Annotated in this window: 20 protein-coding genes; 9 read left to right on the top strand and 11 right to left on the bottom strand. The window is 64.8% G+C overall.

Annotated features, from left to right (window positions below):
* The first annotated feature begins 408 nt into the window (after positions 1-408).
* Positions 409-735 carry a hypothetical protein gene (locus RMET_RS12760; RefSeq protein ID WP_011517121.1) on the top strand — a complete coding sequence of 109 codons (327 nt, stop codon included), beginning with the start codon at positions 409-411 and terminating at the stop codon, positions 733-735.
* A 27-nt stretch (positions 736-762) separates the two neighbouring features.
* Here the strand turns inward: RMET_RS12760 and RMET_RS12755 are convergent, their stop codons facing one another.
* Positions 763-1,092 (bottom strand): DMT family transporter, encoded by a 330-nt coding sequence (locus tag RMET_RS12755; protein WP_011517120.1) that lies wholly within the window; start codon positions 1,090-1,092, stop codon positions 763-765.
* Between the two features lie 338 nt (positions 1,093-1,430).
* On the opposite strand from RMET_RS12755, the gene RMET_RS12750 reads away from it, so the two are divergent.
* Entirely contained in the window at positions 1,431-1,955 is a 525-nt protein-coding gene (locus RMET_RS12750; RefSeq protein WP_011517119.1) for a hypothetical protein, read from the top strand.
* A gap of 62 nt (positions 1,956-2,017) precedes the next feature.
* On the opposite strand, the gene RMET_RS12745 is transcribed toward RMET_RS12750, so the two are convergent.
* From RMET_RS12745 to RMET_RS12710, 7 genes are all read right to left on the bottom strand, one after another.
* Complete coding sequence (locus RMET_RS12745; RefSeq protein WP_011517118.1) at positions 2,018-3,205, bottom strand: benzoate/H(+) symporter BenE family transporter; 1,188 nt, start codon at positions 3,203-3,205, stop codon at positions 2,018-2,020.
* A 132-nt stretch (positions 3,206-3,337) separates the two neighbouring features.
* Entirely contained in the window at positions 3,338-4,270 is a 933-nt protein-coding gene (locus tag RMET_RS12740) for an amino acid ABC transporter substrate-binding protein (RefSeq protein WP_011517117.1), read from the bottom strand.
* Positions 4,271-4,914: 644 nt separating this feature from the next.
* On the bottom strand, positions 4,915-5,487 hold the full coding sequence (locus RMET_RS12735) for a DUF2889 domain-containing protein (RefSeq protein WP_011517116.1): 573 nt from the start codon (positions 5,485-5,487) through the stop codon (positions 4,915-4,917).
* A 152-nt stretch (positions 5,488-5,639) separates the two neighbouring features.
* On the bottom strand, positions 5,640-6,788 hold the full coding sequence (locus tag RMET_RS12730) for a porin (RefSeq protein WP_011517115.1): 1,149 nt from the start codon (positions 6,786-6,788) through the stop codon (positions 5,640-5,642).
* A 518-nt stretch (positions 6,789-7,306) separates the two neighbouring features.
* The gene (locus RMET_RS12720) at positions 7,307-8,056 is read right to left on the bottom strand and encodes a hypothetical protein (RefSeq protein WP_011517113.1); all 750 of its coding nucleotides are present in this window, start codon (positions 8,054-8,056) and stop codon (positions 7,307-7,309) included.
* Positions 8,057-8,069: 13 nt separating this feature from the next.
* Positions 8,070-9,191, bottom strand: a complete 1,122-nt coding sequence (locus tag RMET_RS12715) for a CaiB/BaiF CoA transferase family protein (RefSeq protein WP_011517112.1) — start codon at positions 9,189-9,191, stop codon at positions 8,070-8,072.
* Between the two features lie 213 nt (positions 9,192-9,404).
* The gene (locus RMET_RS12710; RefSeq protein WP_104670240.1) at positions 9,405-10,355 is read right to left on the bottom strand and encodes a Bug family tripartite tricarboxylate transporter substrate binding protein; all 951 of its coding nucleotides are present in this window, start codon (positions 10,353-10,355) and stop codon (positions 9,405-9,407) included.
* Positions 10,356-10,719: 364 nt separating this feature from the next.
* Between RMET_RS12710 and RMET_RS12705 the strand changes: the two genes are divergently transcribed.
* On the top strand, positions 10,720-13,497 hold the full coding sequence (locus tag RMET_RS12705; RefSeq protein WP_011517110.1) for a LuxR C-terminal-related transcriptional regulator: 2,778 nt from the start codon (positions 10,720-10,722) through the stop codon (positions 13,495-13,497).
* Positions 13,498-13,601: 104 nt separating this feature from the next.
* Here RMET_RS12705 and RMET_RS12700 read toward each other — a convergent pair whose 3' ends face one another.
* The 3 genes from RMET_RS12700 to RMET_RS12690 all read right to left on the bottom strand — a co-directional run bounded on the left by RMET_RS12700 (position 13,602) and on the right by RMET_RS12690 (position 16,915).
* Positions 13,602-14,432: an SDR family NAD(P)-dependent oxidoreductase gene (locus tag RMET_RS12700; RefSeq protein ID WP_011517109.1), complete on the bottom strand. Its 831-nt coding sequence runs from the start codon at positions 14,430-14,432 to the stop codon at positions 13,602-13,604.
* 88 nt (positions 14,433-14,520) lie between these two features.
* Positions 14,521-15,708: a lipid-transfer protein gene (locus RMET_RS12695; protein WP_011517108.1), complete on the bottom strand. Its 1,188-nt coding sequence runs from the start codon at positions 15,706-15,708 to the stop codon at positions 14,521-14,523.
* A gap of 67 nt (positions 15,709-15,775) precedes the next feature.
* Positions 15,776-16,915 carry an acyl-CoA dehydrogenase family protein gene (locus RMET_RS12690; RefSeq protein WP_011517107.1) on the bottom strand — a complete coding sequence of 380 codons (1,140 nt, stop codon included), beginning with the start codon at positions 16,913-16,915 and terminating at the stop codon, positions 15,776-15,778.
* Positions 16,916-17,193: 278 nt separating this feature from the next.
* On the opposite strand from RMET_RS12690, the gene RMET_RS12685 reads away from it, so the two are divergent.
* The 6 genes from RMET_RS12685 (at position 17,194) to RMET_RS12660 (ending at position 23,095) form a co-directional block, all read left to right on the top strand.
* Positions 17,194-18,330 (top strand): acyl-CoA dehydrogenase family protein, encoded by a 1,137-nt coding sequence (locus RMET_RS12685; protein WP_011517106.1) that lies wholly within the window; start codon positions 17,194-17,196, stop codon positions 18,328-18,330.
* Between the two features lie 31 nt (positions 18,331-18,361).
* Positions 18,362-19,555, top strand: a complete 1,194-nt coding sequence (locus tag RMET_RS12680; protein WP_011517105.1) for a lipid-transfer protein — start codon at positions 18,362-18,364, stop codon at positions 19,553-19,555.
* Positions 19,556-19,621: 66 nt separating this feature from the next.
* The gene (locus tag RMET_RS12675; RefSeq protein ID WP_011517104.1) at positions 19,622-20,071 is read left to right on the top strand and encodes a MaoC family dehydratase N-terminal domain-containing protein; all 450 of its coding nucleotides are present in this window, start codon (positions 19,622-19,624) and stop codon (positions 20,069-20,071) included.
* Positions 20,072-20,094: 23 nt separating this feature from the next.
* Positions 20,095-20,514, top strand: a complete 420-nt coding sequence (locus RMET_RS12670) for a MaoC family dehydratase (protein WP_011517103.1) — start codon at positions 20,095-20,097, stop codon at positions 20,512-20,514.
* Positions 20,515-20,593: 79 nt separating this feature from the next.
* The gene (locus RMET_RS12665; RefSeq protein ID WP_029307357.1) at positions 20,594-21,427 is read left to right on the top strand and encodes an SDR family NAD(P)-dependent oxidoreductase; all 834 of its coding nucleotides are present in this window, start codon (positions 20,594-20,596) and stop codon (positions 21,425-21,427) included.
* Between the two features lie 117 nt (positions 21,428-21,544).
* Entirely contained in the window at positions 21,545-23,095 is a 1,551-nt protein-coding gene (locus tag RMET_RS12660) for a long-chain-fatty-acid--CoA ligase (RefSeq protein WP_011517101.1), read from the top strand.
* Positions 23,096-23,185: the final 90 nt, after the last annotated feature.

The raw sequence follows: 23,185 nt of genomic DNA, 5'->3' as shown, positions 1-23,185 counted from the left end.
AGGAGGGTGATGCGGATAAGCCCGGGCCGCGTCGGGTTCCATCCGGTGTGCCGAAAATGTCTGATGAGAGGTTCAAGCATGGGCAATAACTTGTCGCCGATGGAAACGCACCGGGACTGAGATTCCGCGCCGCGGTCCATCTATTGAGATTGAAGGGAACGGTGACTGCAATCGCGGTGCATTCGATGTCATGCGTCAAAGCCAGTCTCGTTAAGTTATTACTCTACCGGTGTAGCTGTTGGTGTTTGAATAGTAATAAATTGAATTTCTCTGTTCGGGCGAAACGTGGCGTCTCTCGACGCGATCCGTTTACCTTGTGGACATTTCCGATTGGCCGATTCAGCGACCGGCTATGATGTCGGCTTCACGCCGCAAACAAGGACACATTTGGCCAGCTTCCGCCTACCCATGTCATCCGTCCGCGCGAATCTTTGCCGGTTGCCGCTGCTTGTCCTGATGGGTGCGATGCCGGCTCTGGCGGTGCCACCGGCGTCCGATCCGGCGCTGGCCGATACATCGGGCTGCACGGCGCTGATCAATATCGTGCAGGAGAGCTTGCGGGGTGAACTGGAGGTCCCGTGCGCGGAGCCGAATCGCGAGGCCTGCGAGGCCAAGAATGGGCAGATCCGCGCCATGCTGGAAATCGTCGAGCAGCGCCGGCAGCGCAAGGCTGACGAATGCGAGACGCTGGCACAGGTCAACCGGCTGCTGCGTACGCTGCCACCGAAGGGGTGAGCGCAGCCGGGCAGGGTGCTGCCGGAATCAATGCGACATCTTCGAGAAAAGCTGGATCACCGCCACGCCGGCAATGATCAGCCCGATGCCGAGCCAGGCCGCCAGGTCTGGGACCTGACGGTAGAGCACCGATGCGATGAGCGTCACCAGCACGATTCCGGCGCCGCACCAGATCGCATAGGCCACACCGACTGGCACTGTTTTCATCACCTGCATCAGTAACCAGAACGCCGCTACGTATCCGGTCACCACCAGGACGCTGGGGACCAGGCGCGTGAAGTTCTCGGCGGCCTTGAGACTGCTGGTGGCGATGACTTCGGCAACGATGGCCAGGGCGAGGAGCAGATATCCGTTCATGAATTGATCAAAAGAGACTGTTGCGGCACGCGGATTCGATATTATGCAATCCGCGCCCCCGATCACCCCCAAACGGGGCTGCAAACCATGGGACGAATTGCCGAGAATCCTGGCGTCATCGTAATTTCAGGTGATCGATTACCCTCCCACGCGGTGGTTGCCCTGCAAGGGATAGGGGAATTGAATGATGGTATGCGCTGAAAACGCACGGGGCGCCCGGGAATACACAAGAGGCGCCTCCAGAATGTCGCGGCAGTATCCAATCTGGCCTGACCATGCCGGCACCAAAACATACGCCGGCGGCTGGCGAGGTTGTAGATGGGATCAAGGGGAGCATCATGAACAACGAGCTTGACGGGGTAACGGCCTGGCCGACCACGCGACTCGGCCATTTGCAGGGGGAGTCCGATCCCGGGCGCGATCCGGGAGAGGGCGTCTGGCAGAACACGATTGCCGCAGCCGACCACGCGCTGGAAGAAGCGTCCCGCATTCAGCGAGGCGTGCAGCAAAATCTGAAACTGATGCAGGAAGTGCGGACGCTGCGCGACGAACTGCGCCGCGCTCATGCCGAGATCGATCGCTATCGAGGGATGCACGCGCGCGTGGTGGTCAGCATGCGGCAGCTCGAGGATGAGCACAGCGTCGAGATGTCGCGCCTGCAAACCGACAACGAACTGCTGCTGGTGCGCCATCGCGTCTACAAACTGCTGGCGGAGCACTACGCCACCGCCGCGTTGCGGTTCGATCCCGCTGTGTTCGCCGAGCACCGTGACCGGGTGCTCGAGCATGTGCTGTTCCAGCGCCGCAAGGGCATGTCGCTCACGCAGATCGGCGTGGGGGACATCGCCTTCCTGCTGCTCTAGCAGATCGGGTCTTTGAGCTTGGGCCGTTGCCCGGCGACCATCAGGCGACGATCAGGCGACCATCAAGCGGACTTTGGCTCGCGCGGCTTGAGCACCAGCAGCGCGAGCATGCCGCCCACCACGCCCCAGAACGCCGAGCCGACGCCTGCCAGCGTCATGCCGGACGCCGTGATCATGAACGTCAGCAGGGCCGATTCCCGTTCGACCGGCGTCTGCATGGCCACCGTCAGCCCATTGGCGATCGAGCCAAGCAGCGCAAAGGCGGCGACGGCCACCACCAGCGCCTTTGGGAAGGCCGCGAACAATGCGGCGATGCTGGCTGCCATGATGCCCATGACCAGGTAGCCGATACCGCAGACCACGGCGGCCATGTAGCGGCGGCGCGGATCGGCGTCAGCCTGCGGGCCGGTGCAGATCGCGGCCGTGATGGCCGCCAGATTGATACCGTGCGATCCGAACGGCGCCAGGATGGCCGACGCCACGCCCGTGACCGCAATCAGCGGACTGGCCGGCACGTGGTAGCCATCGGCACGCAGCACGGCCAGCCCAGGGATGTTCTGGGACGCCAGCGCCACGATGAACAGCGGCACGGCAATGCTGACGAATGCCGATACCGAGAACGCAGGTGCGGTCCAGACCGGCATGGTTACGGCGAAGTGAAACTGCTCGAAGTGCAATTGGCCGAGTACGCCGGCCAGCGCCACGCCGATCACCAGCACACCGGGCACCGCATAACGCGGCCACCAGCGCCGTCCAAACAGGTAGACGGCGAACATCACCAGTAATAGCAGCGTTTGGTGCTGGGCCTGGACGAATACGTCGACGCTGATGCGGAACAGGATGCCGGCCAGCAAGGCCGAAGCGATGCTGGCCGGTAGCGCCTTCATGAGCTTGTCGAACCAGCCGGTCAGGCCGGCCGCCGTCATTAGCAGGGCCGCCATCAGGAACGCGCCAATCGCTTCCGGGTAGGGCACGCCGGGCAGGGATGCGATCAGCAGCGCCGCCCCGGGCGTGGACCATGCAATCACGATCGGCACCCGCATTAGCAGCGATAGTCCGAGCGTGGTGACACCCATGCCGATCGATAGCGCCCAGATCCAGGACGATATCTGGGCATCGGTCAGGTGCGCGGCTTGTCCGGCCTGGATCATCAGCACCAGCGAACTGGTGTAGCCGGTCAGCATGGCGATCAGCCCGGCCACCGTGGTGGAAACGGACAGGTCGGACAGCTTGAGGGGGGCTGCGGTCATGGTGGGTCGTGCGGTGCGGGCCCGAGGGCAACGGGCGGTATCTTCGCACGGGATGACCGGAGTGGTGTTCTGTTTTCTCCCCTCTCCCGCAAGTGGGAGAGAGGAGCAAGACCGGTGGTCGGCGTCAGCGCCTCAATCCGCCACCTTGTCGCTCGGGAACTTGAACGAGTCCCGCAGCAGGTAGCTCATCGGAATATCCAGCGTGATCCCATGGGGCGGGATCGGCTGCTGGAACCACTTGCGGTAGAGCTTCTGGGTTTCCTGGTCATAGATCGCGTTGACCAGGGCCTTGTCGACGATCTTCTTGAACTCGGCGTCCTGCTTCGACAGCATGATCGCGTAGGGTTCGATCGTCAGCAGGTCGCCGGTCACCGCCAGCGAAGCCGGGTTCTTCGCGTTTGCGCGCAGGCCGAACAGCAGCACGTCGTCCATCACGAACGCATCGGCGCGGCCCGATTCCACCATCGCGAACGCCTCGGCATGGTCCTTGGCCTCCAGGACCTTCCAGCCCATCGCGCCGGACTCATCCATCTTGCGGATCATGGCCAGCGGCGTGGTGCCGGTGGTGGAGACGACGGTCTTGCCGCGCAGGTCGCTCCAGCGGCGGATGCCGGAATCCGACTTGACAAGCATGCGGCTGCCGGCGATGTAGTGTGGGATCGTGAAGGCGACCTGTTCGCGACGCTCGCGATTGTTGGTGGTCGACCCGCATTCCAGATCGGCCTTGCCATCGACGATGGCCGGGATGCGCGTGGCCGGCGTCACGGGCACCCACTCCACGCGCAACTGCGGCATTTTCAGTTGGGCGCGCACGGCGTCAGCCGCCTTCAGGCACAGATCGACGGCGTACCCGACCGGCTTGCCGTCGGCAATGAACGAGAACGGCACGGAGCTTTCGCGGTGCGCGATGCGGATCGTGCCGGTCTGCTGGATGCGCTGGATAACCGGACTGGATGCCGCCTGCGCCGCCGGGATGGCGGCCGGCGTCAGCAATGCGGCAAGGGAAAGGAAGACAGACGCGACGCCCCCGAACGAGGCGCGGCGTGGCAGGCCCGAATTGGTCATGATGACACCCGTCGAAAATTAGTCAGAAATAACCGTGGCGGCGCTGGCCGCCCTGGCCATCCGCCGATCACCAATTGGCCGGATCGGTCCGGCTCTGTCGTGCTTCGTGGTGCTGCTTCTTGTTGTGCGATCGGATGTTTCCGATGGCGCTGATTGTTCCACGGGGGGCGGCGGTGACACAACTGCAAACGCCGGCAGACGTGTGCTACGCAATGGCGGCGTCCCCGTAACGCAACGCTTCGACCCAACCCGCGTTGACGGGGGCTTTCCCTTACGGAGTTATCCGACTTCTTGTGGCTCAGCCGAATGGCTATTCTTCAGCCGTGCCTTGCGAGCAGGGCACCGAGGAGAGACTCTTGGGCCCGTGAAGGAACGGGCCCTTCTTTTTTGCTTCGGCAGAAATGGGGAGTATCTATCCGGCGGTGACACGCAAGAACAATGCCAACGCCTGCGCATCGTCGTCGGCGCCAAGCGTGCTGGTAGCAGCCCGCGGCTGGGCGCACCGCCTCGGCTATCTCTACTGGGCTCTCGGGACGGGCCGGATTGGATGGCAATGGCGCCCCGTCACGGGCATCGCACGCAGGCATGATCACGGCGGCAGGGCATGGCAGCCCTCCGCGAAGTGGGTAGTCAGGCGGTCCGGCCTACTTGCGCGCGCGGCGGTCGATCGGCCAGATGACCTTGGCGGCTTCGCCGTCGAGGCGATAGGCGTGGCAGGTGCCCAGTACCCAGGGTTGGAGTATGGGGGCGTCGCCTTCCAGCCGCGCGTGCCAGGGCGTGGTCTCGCGCTGCATGGACATGATCGTCTGCATGGCGGTGGTGGCGAGCGGGCCCAGCAGTTCGGTTAGGTGTGTGCAGCCCCTGGCGCCACCCAGGCGCGCCTTTGCCTCCTGCCGGAAGCCGCTGCCGACACGCAGTCCCTCCAGCACCGCATAGGCCGCGTTGATCTCGGCGCAGTAGGGCGTGGGGCCGGTATCGGTACGGGCCGACATGTGCCGGATCACCAGTTCCGCGTCGATCGTCATGGTCAGGCGCATCTGGTGGATGGATCCACCGGCCGGAAGCGCGATGAAAGGCAGTTCGGTCGGCACTGGGGAGATGTCATGCAGTTCGGCCTCGATGTCGTACAGGCCGTCGTCGCGCAGGTAGCCGCGGCAAAGGATCTGGCGGGTATGCCGCAGCGTGCGTTCCGGCTGGTTCGGAGTCTCTGGTTCCATGCGTTGTCCTTCAGGCTTGCTCATCCTGAGAGGATGATGTACGCACGTGCCTGCTCTGCGACCCCCCATAATCGGGTAGCGGGTAGCGGGAAATCCCGCGTACCGGACGCCGGACGAAAGTGTCCGGCGTATCGGGTGCCCGCCGTCTTGTGTCAGAAGACCTGGCGTACGCCCACCGTCACGCCGACCATATTTTGCTGACCGGTCATGGTCGGGTACTTGAACGCAAAGGCAGTGGCGGTGCTGTCGAAGCTCAACCCACCGTTGTGGGCATAGCCAACGGACAGGTACACGTCCGTACGCTTGCTGAAGTTGTAGTCGGCAATGAAGCTGACCTGCTGCATATTTGCCGGGTTGGTCTCCGGCGACGTGGCCGCAGTGCGTGCGCTCTTGATGTCCGCGTAGTAGTACGCCAACGACAGGCCCAGCGCGGGCGTTGCCTGGTAGTTGATGCCGGCCCACCAGTAGTCGTCACGCAGCACGGTGGCGCCATTGGAGAACTCGCCCTTGTTGTAGCGGTACCCCGCCGTGAACTTGAACGGCCCGGTGTTGTAGAGCGCGGCGGCGCCATACTTGTTCACCCTGCCCGGTTGGCCCGTTACGGCGGCCGGGCGCCAGATGTCCGCGGCAACTGAGAATCCCAGGCCGCTGCTGTCCAGGTACATCAGCGAACCGCCGTAGGCGGTGTTGTCGGTGAAATTACCCGGTGTTTCACCCACGCCGCCGTTGGCCAACACGATGTTGGCGTTCTGCACTGCCGTGCCGGTACCGAACGAGAAGTGGCCCACGGCCTGCAGCGGTCCGAACTGGCCGGTGTACTTGACCATATTGTCTTCGCGGTAGTTCAGGCCCATCCACCAGATCCCCGGTTCGTAGGTGGCGGCAAAGCGCAGCGGCGCGAAGTTGGCCATGCCATCGAAGAAAGAAGTGTACTGACGCCCGAAGCTGAGCTTGCCGTATTCCTTGTTCTGCAAGCCGATGTAGGACTGGCGGTTGAACAGCGGGGCGCTTTGCAGGGCTCCGGAATCCCACTGGAAGCCGCTTTCCAGCACGAACATCGCCGAGTTGCCGGCACCCAGGTCTTCCACGCCGCGCAGGCCCCAGCGCGAGGCGGACAGGCCGCCAACGCTCGGCATGCCGAAGCGGCTGCCGCCCTGCGTGGGCGTGGCCGCGCCAGCGGCCACGCGGTTGACGTACTCGACGGATCCGTCAATCACTCCGTAAAGCGTCACGCTGGTCTGCGCATGGGCAGTGACTGCAGCAGGCGCCAATGCCGCCAGGGTCAGGAACTTCCTTTTCATGCTTGAGGGTCTCCGTATCGTTTTTGGATTCCGGCGGCAGGTACACGAGGTGTGGTTCCGGCCCGTCCGGTCGCGCTGTTTCTCGGGCGCGTGCCTGTGCTGCCTGTTGCAGGTCGTGGCAGCTAGCGCAGGCAAAGTAGAGCGCAGAAGCGCGGCGAGGAAGACCACTCCAAATGGCCAGCGTGTCGTATTCGCGCACTACCCATCCGTATTGACCCTGATGCTCTCGGTGGACGCTGCGCGGCAGCGGTGTGCCATCTCCGTGCAATACGGGGTTGTCGGCGACTACCCTTCAGGGGTGGCGCCAAAGTCGGGTTGAGCCGCTACGCTGGTGTCGAACTGGCTGCCAGTGCACGGAGCGTCGACGCGCGTGGCGCGCCGTCCCGCTGGTTCTGTTCCTTCTCCACGCCTGTCGGGTGTCCTTGCCGGCAGGTATTTTCATGCCGGCCCGTTGGCCGGTTTTTTTTGTTTTCTTCGCGGTGTGGTGACGGAAGGGGGCTGGACCGGGTTGTTGTGCTCTACAGGCTGGATGGCACGAGGCCGGAATGCTTACCCACTGCCATTGCGGTCAGCGCGTGAAGAGGGCCCGGCGGCGTCGCAGCCGAAGCAACATCGGACTGCACGACGCTCCAGGAGACAAACGGCTCCCATGGCAAGACCCGTCGAACCCACCGCGTAGCGCAGGCCATGCAGTCATACCGGGACATCGTCACTGCCTGGTCAGTCCGGTGCATCTCGTCGTGCTCAAGGGCCAGTGGGGCCAGTGGGGCCAGTGCCTCGTGCGGAGCGAAGCGCCTGGCGTCATGCCTGAGTTCACAGCACTTCTCGCACATATCGGCTGCCACGATCTTCGAGGCGTATCGCCGCACCACGGGTGCGCTCGTTCGGGGCTGGCCAGCAACAGGCAGGCGACTCCAGCGCTGGACACTTGCCCAGTACAAGGCGCGCAGCGCGCGGTCGGATGTGGTCGACGCGGTCTGCTGGCCAAGCTCCAGATGGTGCCGGGTGAGTACCCCTTCTTCGGCCGCGCAGGCCAGGCAGACCAGCTGCCGCCGGCCCTGCGCCTGCTGGATCCATTGGTCGAGCAGTTGCGCGCGGCATGCCATCACCTCGCGGGGATCGGGCATCGCGTACAGCGCCAGCATAAGTTCGAGCTCGCGACGCAGCGCGCGTACTTCGGCGATCAGCGCGGACAGCCGGGGCTGCAGGCGCCCGCGTTGCGCCGTGGCGCAATCCCGTGCACTGTCCGCGTATGTGCTGCGGCGCATGCGGTGGCTCCGGTCAGCCTGCACGGGGGGAATGCCATAGCCCGTGCGCATCCTTGCCGGCAAGGATGGCCGCGATCTCTTCCGTATGCTGGCCGGGCGTCGGTATCGGCCCCGGTCGCCGGGCCTGGCCGTCGAAGCGCGGTGCCGGCGCAGCCTGCAGTTGTCTGTCGCTTTCGAAGTACACGCCGCGAGCGACGTTGTGCGGATGCGCCGCGGCTTCTTCGGGGCTCAGTACCGGCCCGAAGCAGACATCCGTGTTCTCGAGCAGCGCGCACCATTCCGCACGCGTCCTGCTGGCAAACAGCTCGGCAAAGTGGCGATGCAGTTCCGGCCAGCGTTGGCGATCCCATTGCCGGGCGAAGCGCGGGTCCTCGGCCAGGCCGAGCTTTTGCAGCAGCAAGGCATAGAACTGCGGCTCAAGCGCGCCCAGCGTGACAAAGTGGCCGTCGGCGCAACGATAGGTGGCGAAGAAGTGCGAGCTGTCGTGAACGTTCTGGCCACGCACGCCCGTCACCAGGCCCTTCTTGCGCGTGGCAAGCAGTAGTTGCAGCATGTGGGCCGAGCCATCGGTGATGGCCGCATCGACCACCGTACCCTTGCCGGTCGCGCGTGCGTTCAGGATGCCGGACAGCAGGCCAATTGCGAGGTAGAGCGCGCCGCCGCCCACATCACCGACCAGTGTGATGGCCGAGGAGGGCGGCTCGGAAGGGGCGCCATTGTAGTAGAGCGCGCCTGAGAGCGAAATGTAGTTGTTGTCGTGCCCGGCAGCTTGTGCCAGTGGACCGTACTGGCCCCAGCCTGTCATGCGGCCGTAGACCAGGCGGGGGTTGCGCTGCTGGAGCACGTCAGGCCCGAGCCCGAGGCGCTCCATGACGCCCGGACGCATGCCTTCGATCAGCGCATCCGCATCTTCGATCAGGCGCAGCACCAGCTCCCGGCCTTCGGCCGTCTTCAGGTCGGCAACCACTGAACGCTTGCCGCGATTGAGCACGCTGCCGTCTGCCGGAGCGCCGGACTCTCCGGAGGCCGTGCGCTCTATCGCAATCACGTCCGCGCCGAGGTCCGCAAGGTGCATTGCGCAAAACGGGCCCGGGCCGATCCCACAGATTTCCACAATCCTGATGCCAGACAGCATGATGTTCTTCGTTCTCCGAGGTGAAGCCGCTGGCACGTGTCAGTCGCTGCGGCGCCGGTGCCGGACGGCAGGCCAGCCAAGCTTAGGGCGCGTTGGCGCCCGACCGGCCTCCCCGCATTGGGGAGGTGGGGCGGGGTGGCGTCGGTGCGGAGTACGGGAAAGTGGTCTTGCGGCCCGGGACGGTCCCGGGCGAGCAGCAGCGCGGGAGAGGCGTCAGTCCAGCTTCGCGCCGGTCAACTGAACGAGCCGCTGATGCACCGGATACATCGCCTCATAATTGGCCAGCGCCTGCCTGCTGCTGTTGCCGATCGGCTCCATGCCGATGCCGCGCATGCGGTTGCGGATCGCTTCGGTGCCGATCACGGCGCGTGCCGCACTCTCGATGCGTTCGACGATTGGCGCGGGGGTGCCGGCGGGCACCATCATGATGAGTTTGCCCGTTGACTGGAATTCCGGATCTGTCAGCCCGGCTTCAGCCAGCGTCGGCACATTGGGCAGGGCGGGCAGGCGCCGCTCACCCGTCACCGCCAGAACACGCAGCTTGCCCGAGTCGATAAAGGGCTTGGCCGAGAACGCGGTAACGAAGGCGATGTCGATCTGCCCGCCCACCAGGTCCTGGATCATCGGTGCTTCGCCCTTGTAGGCGACATGGGTGAGGTCGATCTTGCGTGAGCGGTTCAGGTAGGCACTGGTGAGGTGTCCGTAGGAGCCCGTACCCCACGAGCCGAATGAGGCGCGGTTGTTGGCGGCCCAGTTGAGCAGTTCGCTGACGTCCTTTGCTGGTATGCGGGGATTGACCACAAGAAGGACGGAACCGCCGCAGACCTCGGTGACGAAGGCCAGTTCCTTGCGGGGATCGTAGGGAAGCTTGGTGAACAGAAACTGGTTGGTGAGGATCGCCTGCGTCAGTGTCAGCAATACGGTGTAGCCGTCGGCCGGAGCCTTGGCTGCAACGTTTGTGCCGATGACGCCGGCGGCACCCGGACGGTTCTCGACGATGATCGGCTGGCCCAGGCGCTTGCTCATTTCCTCGGCAAGCATGCGAGAGACAGTGTCAGCGGCGCCGCCTGCGGAAAAGGGCAGCACGAAGCTGATCGGCCGGGTCGGGTAGGTGGGCTGTGCCGAAGCCGACTGGCTCACCAGCACCAGCGCCAGCGCCAGCATGCACGTCCATCTCTTGCGGATCATCGTTGCAGTCTCCTTGTCGCGGCTGGTGTCCGCCGCATCTTGTCATGGGTTGCTCGGCCGGCCGGAAGGCAGGGCGGCCATGGCTCATTCCCGGGTTCCCGGTGCTGTGGCAGAAGTCATCATCATGCATGGGCCGACAGAGACCACTGCCTACCCGAACGGAGTAAAGAATGGGGGGTATTTGCGCCGCGATGCAGCATGCCGAGCCGTGCACGGAGCCTGCCGAACGGCGGAACTACCGAGATCCTCTTACTGGCTGGTGCGCGGAACATGTCACTATAATGTCCAGCTTCCCGTCGCCGGGCCGCTGCCTGCGTGATGAGTCCGGCACCACAGAATCATGTCTTCGTACCAATCAGGGCAGACACCGTTGGCAAGCATCCACTCGCACGTATTCGAGCCCATTGCCGGCACCAAGCTGGTACCGCCACGTCCTGCACGGCGGCCACTGGCTCGCGAGGCGCTGCTGGCGCGGCTGCTGGAAGCGCGGCACCAGCGTTGCGTGGTGATCCAGGGCCCAGCCGGATGCGGCAAGACTTCGACGATGGTGAGTTGGCGCCAGGTGTTGGTATCACTGGGCTTCGAAGTGGCATGGCTGTCGCTGGCCGAAGAGGACGACGAGCCGGGCCGCTTTTTCGACTGCCTGCTCGCCAGCATCGGGCTGGTCGAGGGCGAGATTGCGCGCAAGGCCGCGAACCTCATCGGGGACGGCAGCGACGCATCCAGGGTCGAGCATTGGGTGGTCACGCTGATCGAGGCAGTTGCCAGCCAGCCACGGGACCTGGTCCTCGTGCTCGACGATGTGCATCACATCCAGGACGCGCGCATCTGGCAGGCGCTGCAATGGCTGCTCGACTACGCCCCGCCGCACCTGCACCTGGTGCTGTGCTCGCGCGGCGAGTTGTCACTGTCGCTGGCGCGCTTGCACTCGCAAGGCCTCGTCACGAAGTTTGACTTGCGCGACCTGCGTTTCAGCCCCGAGGAATCCGAAGCCTACCTGCGTGACCAGCTTGGCGGGATCAGCCCGCGCGACGCCCGCCGGCTGCACGATCTGACCGACGGCTGGGTCGCCGGATTGCAATTGTTCGCGCTGGATATCAAGGCGAAGCAAGGGGCTGGCTTTTCGCCCACTGCATTGCGCGATGCGAGTGCCTTCGCCGAGTATTTCGAGCGCGAGGTCTTGCAGAAGCTCGCCGAGGACGACCAGAAGCTGCTGACCTGCGTGGCGATCTGCAGCCGCTTTTGCGCCCCCCTGTGCGCGGCCCTGGTCGGTGAGCCGCACGCCGTTGCGCGCATGACCACGCGGCTGGTCAGGCTGGACAGCAGCAATCTGTTCATCATCCAGGTCAGCGGCCATGAGCACGAAAGCTGGTATCGCCTTCATCCCCTGCTGCGCGAAGTGCTGCTTGCGCGGGTGGAGGCAATGCCGGTCGCACAGCAGCAAGCGCTCCATGCGGCGGCATCGCGCTGGTTCGAGCAGCGCGACCAGGTGGAAGAGGCAGTCCGGCATGCCGTGCTCGCCGGCGAGGCGAACGCGGCCGCCGATGCGATCGAGGCGCGTGCTTCCGAACTGCTGGCACGCGGGGGCCTCGGCCAGTTGACCAGCCTTCTGCGCATGCTGCCGCCCGAGCAGGTCGAGTCGCGCTTCTCGCTGCAACTGATGCAGGCCCACATCAACCTGCGTGCGCGCCGGCTAGATGCGGCCGCGCAGGCAATCGGGCGCCTTGCGCAGCAGGCCGCCACGCTGGGGCTGCGCGAGCGTTACGCTGTCACGGTGCTGCGGGGCGGCATGGCCCTGATGCAGGATGACATCGGTGCTGCGGCAGTCCTGTTGCCGGAACTGGAGCGTGTACCCGCGGATGCGGACGATTTCCTGCTGACCGCGCGCGGCAATGTGGTGGGCTGGCTCCACATGCACCGAGGCGAGCACGAGCGGGCGCGGCAAGTATTGGCCGACAGCACGCTGCGGGGTGGCGCGATGGTCAGCGGTCTGGTCGGACGCTGTCTGTCCGGGCTCAGCCTGTTGATGGAAGGCAAGATCCTGCAAGCCGAGCCGGTGCTCCGCCAGGTGCTGAACGAGGCGGAGCAGCTTGGCGGCGAATATGTGGGCGCCGCGCACATGGCCGCAGTGCTGCTGAGCGAGACCTTCTACGAACTCAATGAGATCGATTCCGTCTGCGAATTGCTGGAGAATCGGATCGAGCAACTGGAAGCCGTTTCGGTCCCCGACGCGGTCCTGCGTGCCCTGCTCATGCTTGCGCTGTCCCATCGTGTCGCCGGGCGGCGCCTGGAGGCCGCTGCCTACCTGGACCGGCTGGAGGATTACGCCGTGCGGCACCACCTCGACCGTCTGCTGGCCCTGGCCCTGGCCGTGCGCTCACGCTGGCAGTTGCAGGAGGGCGAGATCGACCTGGCCGAAGCAACCGTCGCCCGCGCGCAGAAGCTGTCGACCGAAGCGGGGGCCGGCCGCGCTTCGGTGTGGGAGATCGACGTCGTGGCGCAACTGTCCGCCAGCGGCCTGGCCCTGCACCGCCATGACTACGATGGCGCCATGGCACGCCTGAGGCCACTCCTGGACAGCGTGGAGCTTGCCGCGCGAGGCCGGCACTTCGCCACCGTGCTGGTTCAGTGCGCCGTGGCCGAGGACGGGCGCGGCAATGCACGCGCTGCACGGGAGCACCTCTGTGGGGCGCTGCGCCATGGCCAGCGGTTTGGTCTGGTGCGCAGCCTTCTCGACGCAGCGACAGGCGGACAGGGGCTGATGCGCAGGTTGCTGGACGAGCAGGGGCTCGACCCGGTCGTGGCCTTTTATGCCAGGCGCCTGCTGGAAGCGTCGAGCCGATGGCGCGGCCGCGCGGTGGCGCCAGCTTCCGCCGTGCGCCGCTCCACGCCTATCAGGACGCTCAGCGAGCGCGAGGCTGAAGTCCTGAAGCTGATCGCGCAGGCGATGTCGAACAAGATGGTGGCGCGCACGCTTTCCATTTCGCCGGAGACGGTGAAGTGGCATCTCAAGAACATCTACATCAAGCTCGGCGTGTCCGGTAGAGATGAAGCCGTGGCTCTGTTGCGCGATCTGGCCGCCGATACGCCAGACCTCGGCGCCCCCAGACCTCGCTGAGGCCGTCGACGTCCGCGCGATCCGCTCCCCAATTTGCCGGCGCCTTTGGCAATCGGGGTTGCCGCAAGGCGGGACTCTCTACAGGCAGCCCCGTTGCCCCTGCCTCAGAATCCGCCGCGACCGCCGCCGCAAATGATGGTCTGGCCGGTCACGTAGTTCGATTCGGGAATGCAGAACATGTAGACCGAGCCGGCGGCTTCTTCCGCCGTGCCGGGGCGGCCGAGCGCCATCTCCTTGCTGGCCTGCGCGATGCGCTCCGGATTGACGCCGACCTTGATGTCGCGGCCTTCGATGCTCACGGTCTTCTCTTCGGTGGTGGCCTCGGTCAGGCGGGTGGAGATGAAGCCGAAGGCCACGCAGTTGACGTTGACCTTCATCCGGCCCCATTCCTTGGCCAGCGTCTTGGTCATGCCCATCACGCCCGCCTTGGCGGCGGAGTAGTTGACCTGCCCGGCGTTACCCTGCGTACCGGAGATCGACGAGATATTGACCACCTTGCGGAAGACCTCGCGGCCCTCGGCGGCCTCGGCCTTGCTGACTTCGCGGAAGTAGGGCTGGGCCGCCCGTAGCAGGTTGAAGGGCGCCTTCAGGTGGCAGTCGATGACGGCGTCCCACTGTTCGTCGCTCATCTTCTGAATGACGTTGTCCCAGGTATAGCCAGCATTGTTGACGATGATGTCGATGCCGCCGAACGCCTCCAGTGTGGCCTTGACCAGGCGTTCGCCGAAGTCCGGCTCGGTGACATTGCAGGCAAAGGCCAGTGCCTTGCCGCCGCTGCGGCGGATCTCCTCCACCACATCATTGGCCGGTGCGGCATCAAGATCGTTGACAACCACGCCGGCGCCTTCGCTGGCGAACTTCAGGGCGATGCAGCGGCCGATACCACGCCCTGCACCAGTGACGATGGCAACCTTGCCTTCCAGTTTCCTGCTCATGTTCATACTCCTGCTGGATGTTTCCCGCTGTGGGATTTCAAGATTTCGAGGGGCGGCGACACGAAGCCGCCGCATTCGTGACCGTTGGTCAGGCCTTGCCGTAGAGCGTCACCACGCAGGCGCCGCCCAGGCCGATGTTGTGCTGCAGCGCGAGCTTCGCGCCTTCCACCTGGCGCTTGTCCGCGGTGCCGCGCAACTGGTGGGTCAGTTCGTAGCACTGGGCGAGGCCCGTCGCGCCGAGCGGGTGGCCCTTCGACAGCAGGCCACCGGAGGAATTGGTCACAACGCGGCCGCCGTAGGTGTTGTCGCCGTCCATCACGAACTTCTCGCCTTCGCCAATGCCGCACAGGCCCAGCGCCTCGTAGCTCAGCAACTCGTTATGGGCGAAGCAGTCATGCAACTCCGCGACTCGGATGTCCTTCGGGTTCACGCCTGCTTTCTCGTAGACCTTGTTGGCAGCGGCTTGCGCCATGTGGAAGCCGGCATAGCTGATCATGGAGGGCGGATCGAACGATTCGACTGGATCCGTGGCCATGGCCTGGGCCAGGATTTGCACGTCGGTGCGTAGACCGTGCTTCTTCGCGAACTTCTCCGAGACGATCAGCGCGGCGGCGGCGCCGCAGGTCGGCGGGCAGGCCATCAGGCGAGTCATGACGCCGGGCCACATCACCTTGTCGTTCATGACCTCTTCGGTGGTGACCACGTTCCGGAACAGTGCCAGCGGGTTGTTGGCGGCGTGGCGGCTGGCCTTGGCGCGGATGGCGGCAAAGGTTTCCATCTTCGTGCCGTACTTCTGCATATGCTCGCGGCCCGCGCCGCCGAACGTGCGCAGTGCCTGCGGCAGGTCAGCCACGTCGGCGGTCAGATCCTGCAGCACGTGCGCAAAGCGGGCGCGTGTTTTGGGGCGGTCGTCCCAGTGCGACTTCAGCGCGCCGGCCTGCATCTGCTCGAAGCCGAGTGCCAGCACACAGTCGGCGTCGCCCAGCGCCACGGCCTGGCGGGCCAGGTAGAGCGCGGTGGAACCCGTCGAACAGTTGTTGTTGACGTTGACCACAGGAATGCCGGTCAGGCCGACTTCGTACAACGCCGTCTGGCCGCAGGTGGAGTCACCGTACACATAGCCGACGTAGGCCTGCTGCACCTGCTCGTAGCCGATGCCGGCGTCGGCCAGCGCCCGCCGGACTGCCTCCGCACCCATGTCGGTATAGCTGGGGCTGGCGCCCGGCTTGCTGAAGGGAATCATCCCCACGCCGCCAACCAGTACTTTTTCACTCATCTTGTCTTCTCCAGATAATTGGCCCGCGGCTTGCGGGCAGGTAGCACCGTGATCGTTCGCGTCGCGCTCAGAGCTTGCGTGCGATCAGTTCGCGCATCACTTCGTTGGCGCCGCCCACCACGCGGGACACGCGGTAGTCCGTAAAGGCCCGCGCGATCGGGTACTCGAGCATGTAGCCGTAACCGCCGTGCAGCTGGACCATGTCGTCGATGCACTTCCACAGCGTTTCGGTCGAATACAGCTTGGCAATGGCCGCTTCATTGACGGTGAGCTTGCGGCGCATGTGTTCGCCCAGGTAGTAGTCCACCATGGTGCGCAGCGCCACGGCATTGGCCTTGACATCGGCCAGCTTGAACTTGGTGTTCTGGAAGTCCCAGACGGTGCCGCCGAAAGCCTTGCGGTCCTTCACATATTCCAGCGTGATGCGGAGCAGGCGCTCCAGTGCCGTGGCGGCGTACAGCGCGATGATCAGGCGCTCCTGCGCCAGCTCCTGCATCAGGTAGCCAAAGCCCTGGTTTGGCTCGCCCAGCAGGTTGCCCGCCGGCACGCGCACGTTGTCGAAGAACAGTTCGGCGGTGTCGGCAGCCGGCTGGCCGACCTTGTGCAGCTTGCGGCCGCAGCGGAAACCCTCTCGGTTGGTCTCGACCAGGATCAGGCTCACGCCCCTGGCGCCGGCTGCGGGGTCGGTCTTGCAGACCAGCATGATCAGGTCGGCGCTCATGCCGTTGGAGATGAAGGTCTTGCTGCCGTTGATGACCCATTCGTCGCCGTCGCGCACCGCCGTAGTCCGGCAGGCCTTGACGTCCGAGCCGCCTCCCGGCTCGGTAATGCCCACCGCCAGGATGGTCTTGCCTGCGCAGATGTCGGGCAGCCAGCGCTGCTTCTGTTCCTCGGTACCCAGGCGGTTGATGTACGGCGCGACGATGTCAGAGTGCAGAGAGAAGCCGGCCCCCGAGATGCCGGCGCGGTGCATTTCCTCCAGCACCACCGCGGAGTGCCCGAAGTCGCCGCCGCCACCGCCGTACTCGGTCGGGATCGCGACGCACAACAGGCCTTCACGGCCGGCCTTGAGCCAGGTTTCGCGGTCGACGCGGCCGGCCTGGTCCCACGCCTCCTGGTGTGGCGCGCATTCGCGCTCGAAGAAGCGCCGCGCGCTGTCGCGCAGCATCTCATGGTCCTCGCGGAACACGGTACGGGTGATGTCCACAGTGATCTCCTTGCTGGTCCTGGTTACCTGAGGGCAGGGCGGTGGTCACCGCACTCGCTGCCATTGCGGGAAATGATGGCGGCCAGCCTGTAGGCGAACGCCTCCCCGAGTTGGGTAGGGGCTGGCCCCGGTTCCGCCCCGGCGTGCAGCGGGGTGTCCGGACTACCCATATCGGGGAGGGGGGGTGGTGGGGCTCGCGGCGCATCATCCGTTCACCGAGAGCCGGCCGGATCGTTTGACCTGCCGGCTACGCCAATACCTGACAGGGAGGAGACGTCGTGGAAGTCGTTCGCAGTGTCTATCGTGAAGATCATGAGCAGTTCCGCACCACCGTGCGCCGTTTCCTGGAGCGCGAATGCGTACCGCGCCAGGAACAATGGCTGGCCGACGGCATCGTCGACCGCGAAACCTGGCTCAAGGCCGGGCGCGAAGGGCTTCTTTGCACGGCACTGCCGACCGAGTATGGCGGCGGCGGTGGCGACTTCGGCCACGCGGCCATCATCGCCGAGGAAATGGCCTATGCCGGTGTCAGCGTGTCGTTCGGGCTGCACTCGGATATCGTGGCGCCCTACATTGCCCGCTTGGGCACGGAGGAACAGAAGCAGCGCTGGCTGCCCGACATCTGCGCGGGCAAGACCATCCTCGCCGTTGCCATCACCGAGCCGGGAGGCGGCTCGGACGTCAAGGCCTGCCGGACTACGGCGGTGCGCGACGGCGACGAATGGGTCATCAATGGCAGCAAGACCTTCATCAGCAACGGCTTCTGCTCGGACATGGTGATGGTGGTCTGCAAGACCGACCCCGCGGCCGGCGCCAGGGGCGTGAGCCTGATCCTGGTCGAGACCAACCGAGAAGGCTTCCGCCGCGGCCGCAAGCTGCACAAGGTGGGCATGCACTCGCAGGATACCGCCGAGCTGTTCTTCGACAACGTGCGCGTGCCGGCGGGCAACCTGCTGGGCGAAGTGAACAAGGGCTTTGGCTACCTGATGCACGACCTGGCACAGGAGCGGTTCATCATCGCTGTGACGGCTGCCGCCAAGATCGAACGCCTGCTGGAACAGACCATCGAGTATGTGAAGGACCGCAAGGCCTTTGGCGGCACCGTCTGGGACTTCCAGAACACCAAGTTCAAGCTGGCCGATGTCAAGGCCAATGCCGTGGCGCTGCGCACCATGGTGGACTACTACCTGGGCGAGCACATGCGCCGCCGGCTGTCGGGCGAAGAAGCCGCCATTGCCAAGCTGCACGCCACCGAAGTGCAGTGGAAATGCATTGACGACATGGTCCAGCTGCATGGCGGCTACGGCTACATGCTCGAGTATCCGATCGCCCGCGCCTTTGTCGACATGCGCGTGGCGCGCGTCTACGGCGGGTCCAATGAAGTGATGCGCGACATCATCACGCGCAAGATGTAACTACAACGATTTCAGCGAGGAGACAACAGCGATGTCCAAGCATGTGGTGGTAGCCGGGGTCGGCATGATCCCGTTCAAGAAACCGGGTCAGAGCGATTCCTACAGCGTCATGGGCGCCACGGCGACCAGGCTCGCGCTGGAGGATGCGGGCCTGCCATATGACAGGATCCAGCAGGCCTATGTCGGCTATGTGTACGGTGACTCCACCTGCGGCCAGACCGCGCTGTACAAGGTCGGGGTGACCGGCATTCCCATTGTCAACGTCAATAACAACTGCTCCACGGGTTCCAGCGCTCTGTTCCTGGCTCGCCAGGCGGTGGAAAGCGGCGCGGTGGAATGCGCGCTGGCGCTGGGCTTCGAGTTCATGCAGCCGGGCGCACTGACGAGCGTCTGGACCGACCGTGAGCGTGCAATGGCGCGCTTCACGGAAATCTCGGCGCCGATGGTGCAGGATGCGCTGGATGCCGGTGTGCCCAGTGCACTGACGATGTTCGGCGGCGCCGGTCGCGAGCATATGCAAAGGTACGGCACGAAGCTGGAGACCTTCGCGAAGATCCGCGCCAAGGCGAGCCGCCATGCCGCCAACAACCCGCTGGCCGTGTTCCGCACCGTGGTGACGGAGGAAGACGTGATGAACGAGAAGGTTATGTGGCCTGGCGTCATGACCCGCTCGATGGCCTGCCCACCCACCAGCGGCGCCGCGGCCGCGATCGTCTGCACGGAAGCTTTCGCGAAGAAGCACAACCTCCGCACCGATGTGCGCATCCTGGCCCAGTCATTGACCACCGATGTGGCGCAGAGCTTCGATCCACCGTCGATGATCGGCCTGGTCGGCTTCCATATGGCCGAGCGCGGCGCGAAGGCCGTGTACGAGGCGGCTGGAGTAAGCCCATCGGATATCCAGGTCTGCGAATTGCACGACTGTTTCGCGCAGAACGAACTGCTGACCTACGAGTCGCTGGGCTTCGCGAAGATCGGCGAGGCCGAGAAGATGGTGCAAGACGGCGACAACACCTACGGCGGAAAGGTCGTGATCAACCCGTCGGGCGGTCTGCTGAGCAAGGGCCATCCGCTGGGCGCCACCGGCCTGGCGCAGTGCTACGAACTGACCCGCCAGATCCGGGGCACGGCGGAGGCGACGCAGGTGGAGCGCGTGCAGCTTGCATTGCAGCACAACCTTGGCCTCGGCGGCGCCTGCGTGGTGACGCTGTACGGCCGCGCATAAGGCCAGATCGGCGCGGGAGCGGGTATGGCCCGCGTCCGGCCATGACTATCGAGAGGAGAACATCAGATGGCTGACAAGAGCATGATTGGGATGGACCTCGGCAAGGGGTCGATCGACGTGGAGAAAGGGCGCCTGCGCTTCTTCGCCAAGGCGACCGGCGAGACCAGTCCGGAATACGTGGATGAATCCGCTGCGCGCGACGCCGGCCATCGTTCGCTGCCAGTTCCGCCCACCTTCTTCATGTGCCTGAACAGCGATGTCGCGGCCGCTTCCGGCATCGACCGCATGAAAGTGCTGCAACTGGACCTGGGCCGCATCCTGCACGCCGAGCAGGCATTCGACTACCACCGTATGGCCTATGCCGGCGACGTCCTGCAATTCGAGACGACCCTCACCGACGTCTATGACAAGAAGGGCGGAGCGCTGCACTTCGTTGTCACCACGACGCGCGTCACCAACCAGAACGGCGAGCACGTCGCCGACATGCGCGGCACGCTCGTGGAACGTCGCGGCTGACCATCGACAAGGAGAAGAGAATCATGCAATCCACCCGCTTCGATGACGTGAAGATTGGCGACAAGCTGCCTGCGCTGGCATTGCCGGCGATCAACCGCACTACGCTGGCGCTCTACGCCGGTGCCTCCGGCGACCACAATCCCATTCATATCGACATCGACTTTGCCCGCAAGGCGCGCATGCCGGATGTGTTCGCGCACGGCATGCTGTCGGCCGCGTACCTTGGCCGCCTGCTGACCGGCTGGGTGCCGCAGTCGCAGGTGCGCAATGTGTCGATCCGGTTCACCGGCATCACCCATCTGGGCAACCAGCCAACCTGCACGGGCGTGGTCACCGAGAAGTACGAGGAAAGCGGCGAGAAACGTATCAAGGTCGCGCTCAAGTGCACGAACCAGTACGGCGAAGAGAAGTTGCTTGGCGAAGCCGTGGTGGCGCTGCACTGAGTCACCAGGCCGAACTGCCATCCATTCGCGGACGGGCCATGACGTGGCCCCCGCATCCAGCATCGAAAGGAACCATGCAATGAGCAAGCTCGCAGGAAAGTCCGCCATCGTCACCGGCTCGGGCCGTGGCATCGGCCGTGAAGTCGCAATGAAACTGGCGGCAGAAGGCGCCCGTGTGGTCGTGAACGACCTGGACGCCGATCCGGCGCAAGAAGTGGTGGAGCTGATCCGTGCAAACGGCGGCGAAGCCGTGGCCTGCGTCGGCAGCGTGACCGCGCCTGATTTTGCCGACCGCCTCATCAAGACCACGGTCGACAGTTTCAAGGGCATCGACATCATCGTCAACAACGCCGGCTACACCTGGGACAACGTGATCCAGAAGATGACCGACGAGCAGTGGTACGCCATACTCGACTGCCACTTGACCGCACCGTTCCGCATCCTGCGTGCCGCACAGCCCGTCATCAGCGCTGCGGCCAAGGCCGAAGCCGCCGAAGGCCGCGAAGTCTTCCGCAAGGTCGTCAACATTTCCTCGGGTGCGGCCGGTGGCAATGCCGGGCAGTCGAACTACTCCGCCGCCAAGGCCGGCATCCTGGGCATGACCAAGACGCTGGCCAAGGAGTGGGGCCGCCTGAAGGTCAACGTCAACGCCGTGGCGTTCGGTCTGATCGAAACGCGCCTCACCCAGGCGCTGGCGGCGGACCAGAGCAAGAGCGTCAGTATCGAAGGCCGTGAGATCAAGGTCGGCGTGCAGCAGGCAATGCTCGACGGCGCCAGCCGCATGATTCCGGTCGGCCGCGCGGGCAGGGCCGAAGAGGCAGCTGGCGCTGTCTATCTGCTTTGCACGCCGGAGTCGAACTTCCTGTCCGGCCAGGTTCTGTACTGTGGCGGTGGCCCTGGCGCAAACTTCTGATCGGATCGGGGCCACAGCCTTGCCTGCCGGTGGCGGGCAAGGCGCGCCTGGCTGCCAAAGCGGCCCTTCAAGAGGCTCGCTGCCGCACGTGCGGATAACGAATGCAGAGACAACGACATGTATATGACCCAGGCGCTGCACCGCTCGATGCAGCAGCGACCAGACAAGGTCGCAGTACGTTTTAACGGCCGTGCGCTGACCTACGCCGAAATCGGGGATCGCGTCGCGCGGCTGGCCGGTGCGCTGCGCAAGCTGGGCGTGGCCGAAGGCGAACGTGTAGCAATGTTCTCGCTTAACTCGGCGCGCTACATCGAGTATTACATGGCGGTACCGTGGGCAGGCGCCGTGCTCAACCCTGTCAACTTCCGCTGGAGTGCGGCAGAGATCGCGTATTCGTTCAAGGACTCCGGCACTGCGGTGCTGATTGTCGACGACCCGTTCACCGAGGTTGCGCAGAAGGTCGCGGCCGAGTGCACGACCGTGCGCCACGTCATCTATGCCGGTGACGGAGAGACCCCGGCAGGCATGCTGAACTATGAAACCCTGATTGCGGACAGCGCTCCGATGGAAGACGCCTACCGTCACGGCGACGACCTGGCGGGGATTTTCTACACCGGAGGCACCACCGGCTTCCCGAAGGGGGTGATGCTCAGCCATGCGAACCTGATCTCGTCGGCATGCAACCAGCCGATGTCGGGCACGGTGGATGAATCCATCGTGATGATGCATGTGATGCCGATGTTCCACCTGGCATGCTTCGCGTCGATCAACGCTGTGTTCCTCGTCGGTGGCACGCATGTGGCGATATCCGCCTTCGATCCTGGCCGCATGATGGAGGGGATTGCGCAGGACAGGGTGACGGCCGTCCTGCTGGCGCCGACCATGATCCAGATGGGGCTGGACTGGATGGACCGGCATCCGGGGCGCGCGGCCGAGCTGGACCTGTCGTCGCTGAACAGCCTGCGCTATGGCGCCTCGCCGATGACCCCTGCGCTGCTGGAGCGCACCAGGCAGACCTTCCCAGCGGTGCGCTTTTCGCAGGGCTATGGCATGACCGAGCTGGCACCGGTGGCCACAATGCTTGGCCCGGAGTATCACGACGCGGCGGCGCAGGCGAGCGGCAAGATGTATTCAGTCGGCCGCCCGGCGCATACCGTTGAGGTCAAGGTGGTCGACTCCAGGGGCAACGAGGTCCCGCGCGGTACCGTGGGCGAGATCATCGTACGTGGCCCGAATGTGATGCTCGGCTACTGGAACCAGCCGCAGGCTACCGCGGAGGCGATCCGCAATGGCTGGATGCATACCGGCGACGGTGGGTACATGGACAAGGACGGCTTCCTGTTCCTGGTCGACCGCCTGAAGGACATGATCATCAGCGGTGGCGAGAACGTCTATTCCGCCGAGGTGGAGAAGGCGCTGGCGAGTCATCCGGCCGTCGCGCAGTCGTCTGTGATCGGTGTGCCCCACGAGAAGTGGGGTGAGTCCGTGCATGCGGTGGTGGTTCTCCGGCAGGGCGAGAGCGCTACGCTCGAGTCGATCCAGTCCCATTGCCGTGAGCGGATTGCCGGCTACAAGATCCCACGCAGCGTCGAGTTCGTCGATGCGCTGCCGTTGTCGAGCGTCGGCAAGGTGCTCAAGAACGAGCTGCGCAAGCGCCATTGGAAGTAACCGCGCTCCCCGGCGGCGGCAATGCCGCAGGGGAGCAGCTTTGGCGTCCCGGGGCGCCTGCATCCCCGGGACAACCTGCCCGTGCCGATA

Origin of the sequence: Cupriavidus metallidurans CH34, assembly GCF_000196015.1 — a bacterium.
In the GTDB taxonomy this organism is placed as follows: Bacteria; Pseudomonadota; Gammaproteobacteria; order Burkholderiales; family Burkholderiaceae; genus Cupriavidus; species Cupriavidus metallidurans.
The sequence above is the reverse complement of the archived record's forward strand: the minus strand, read 5'-3'. Positions and strand labels throughout refer to the sequence as shown.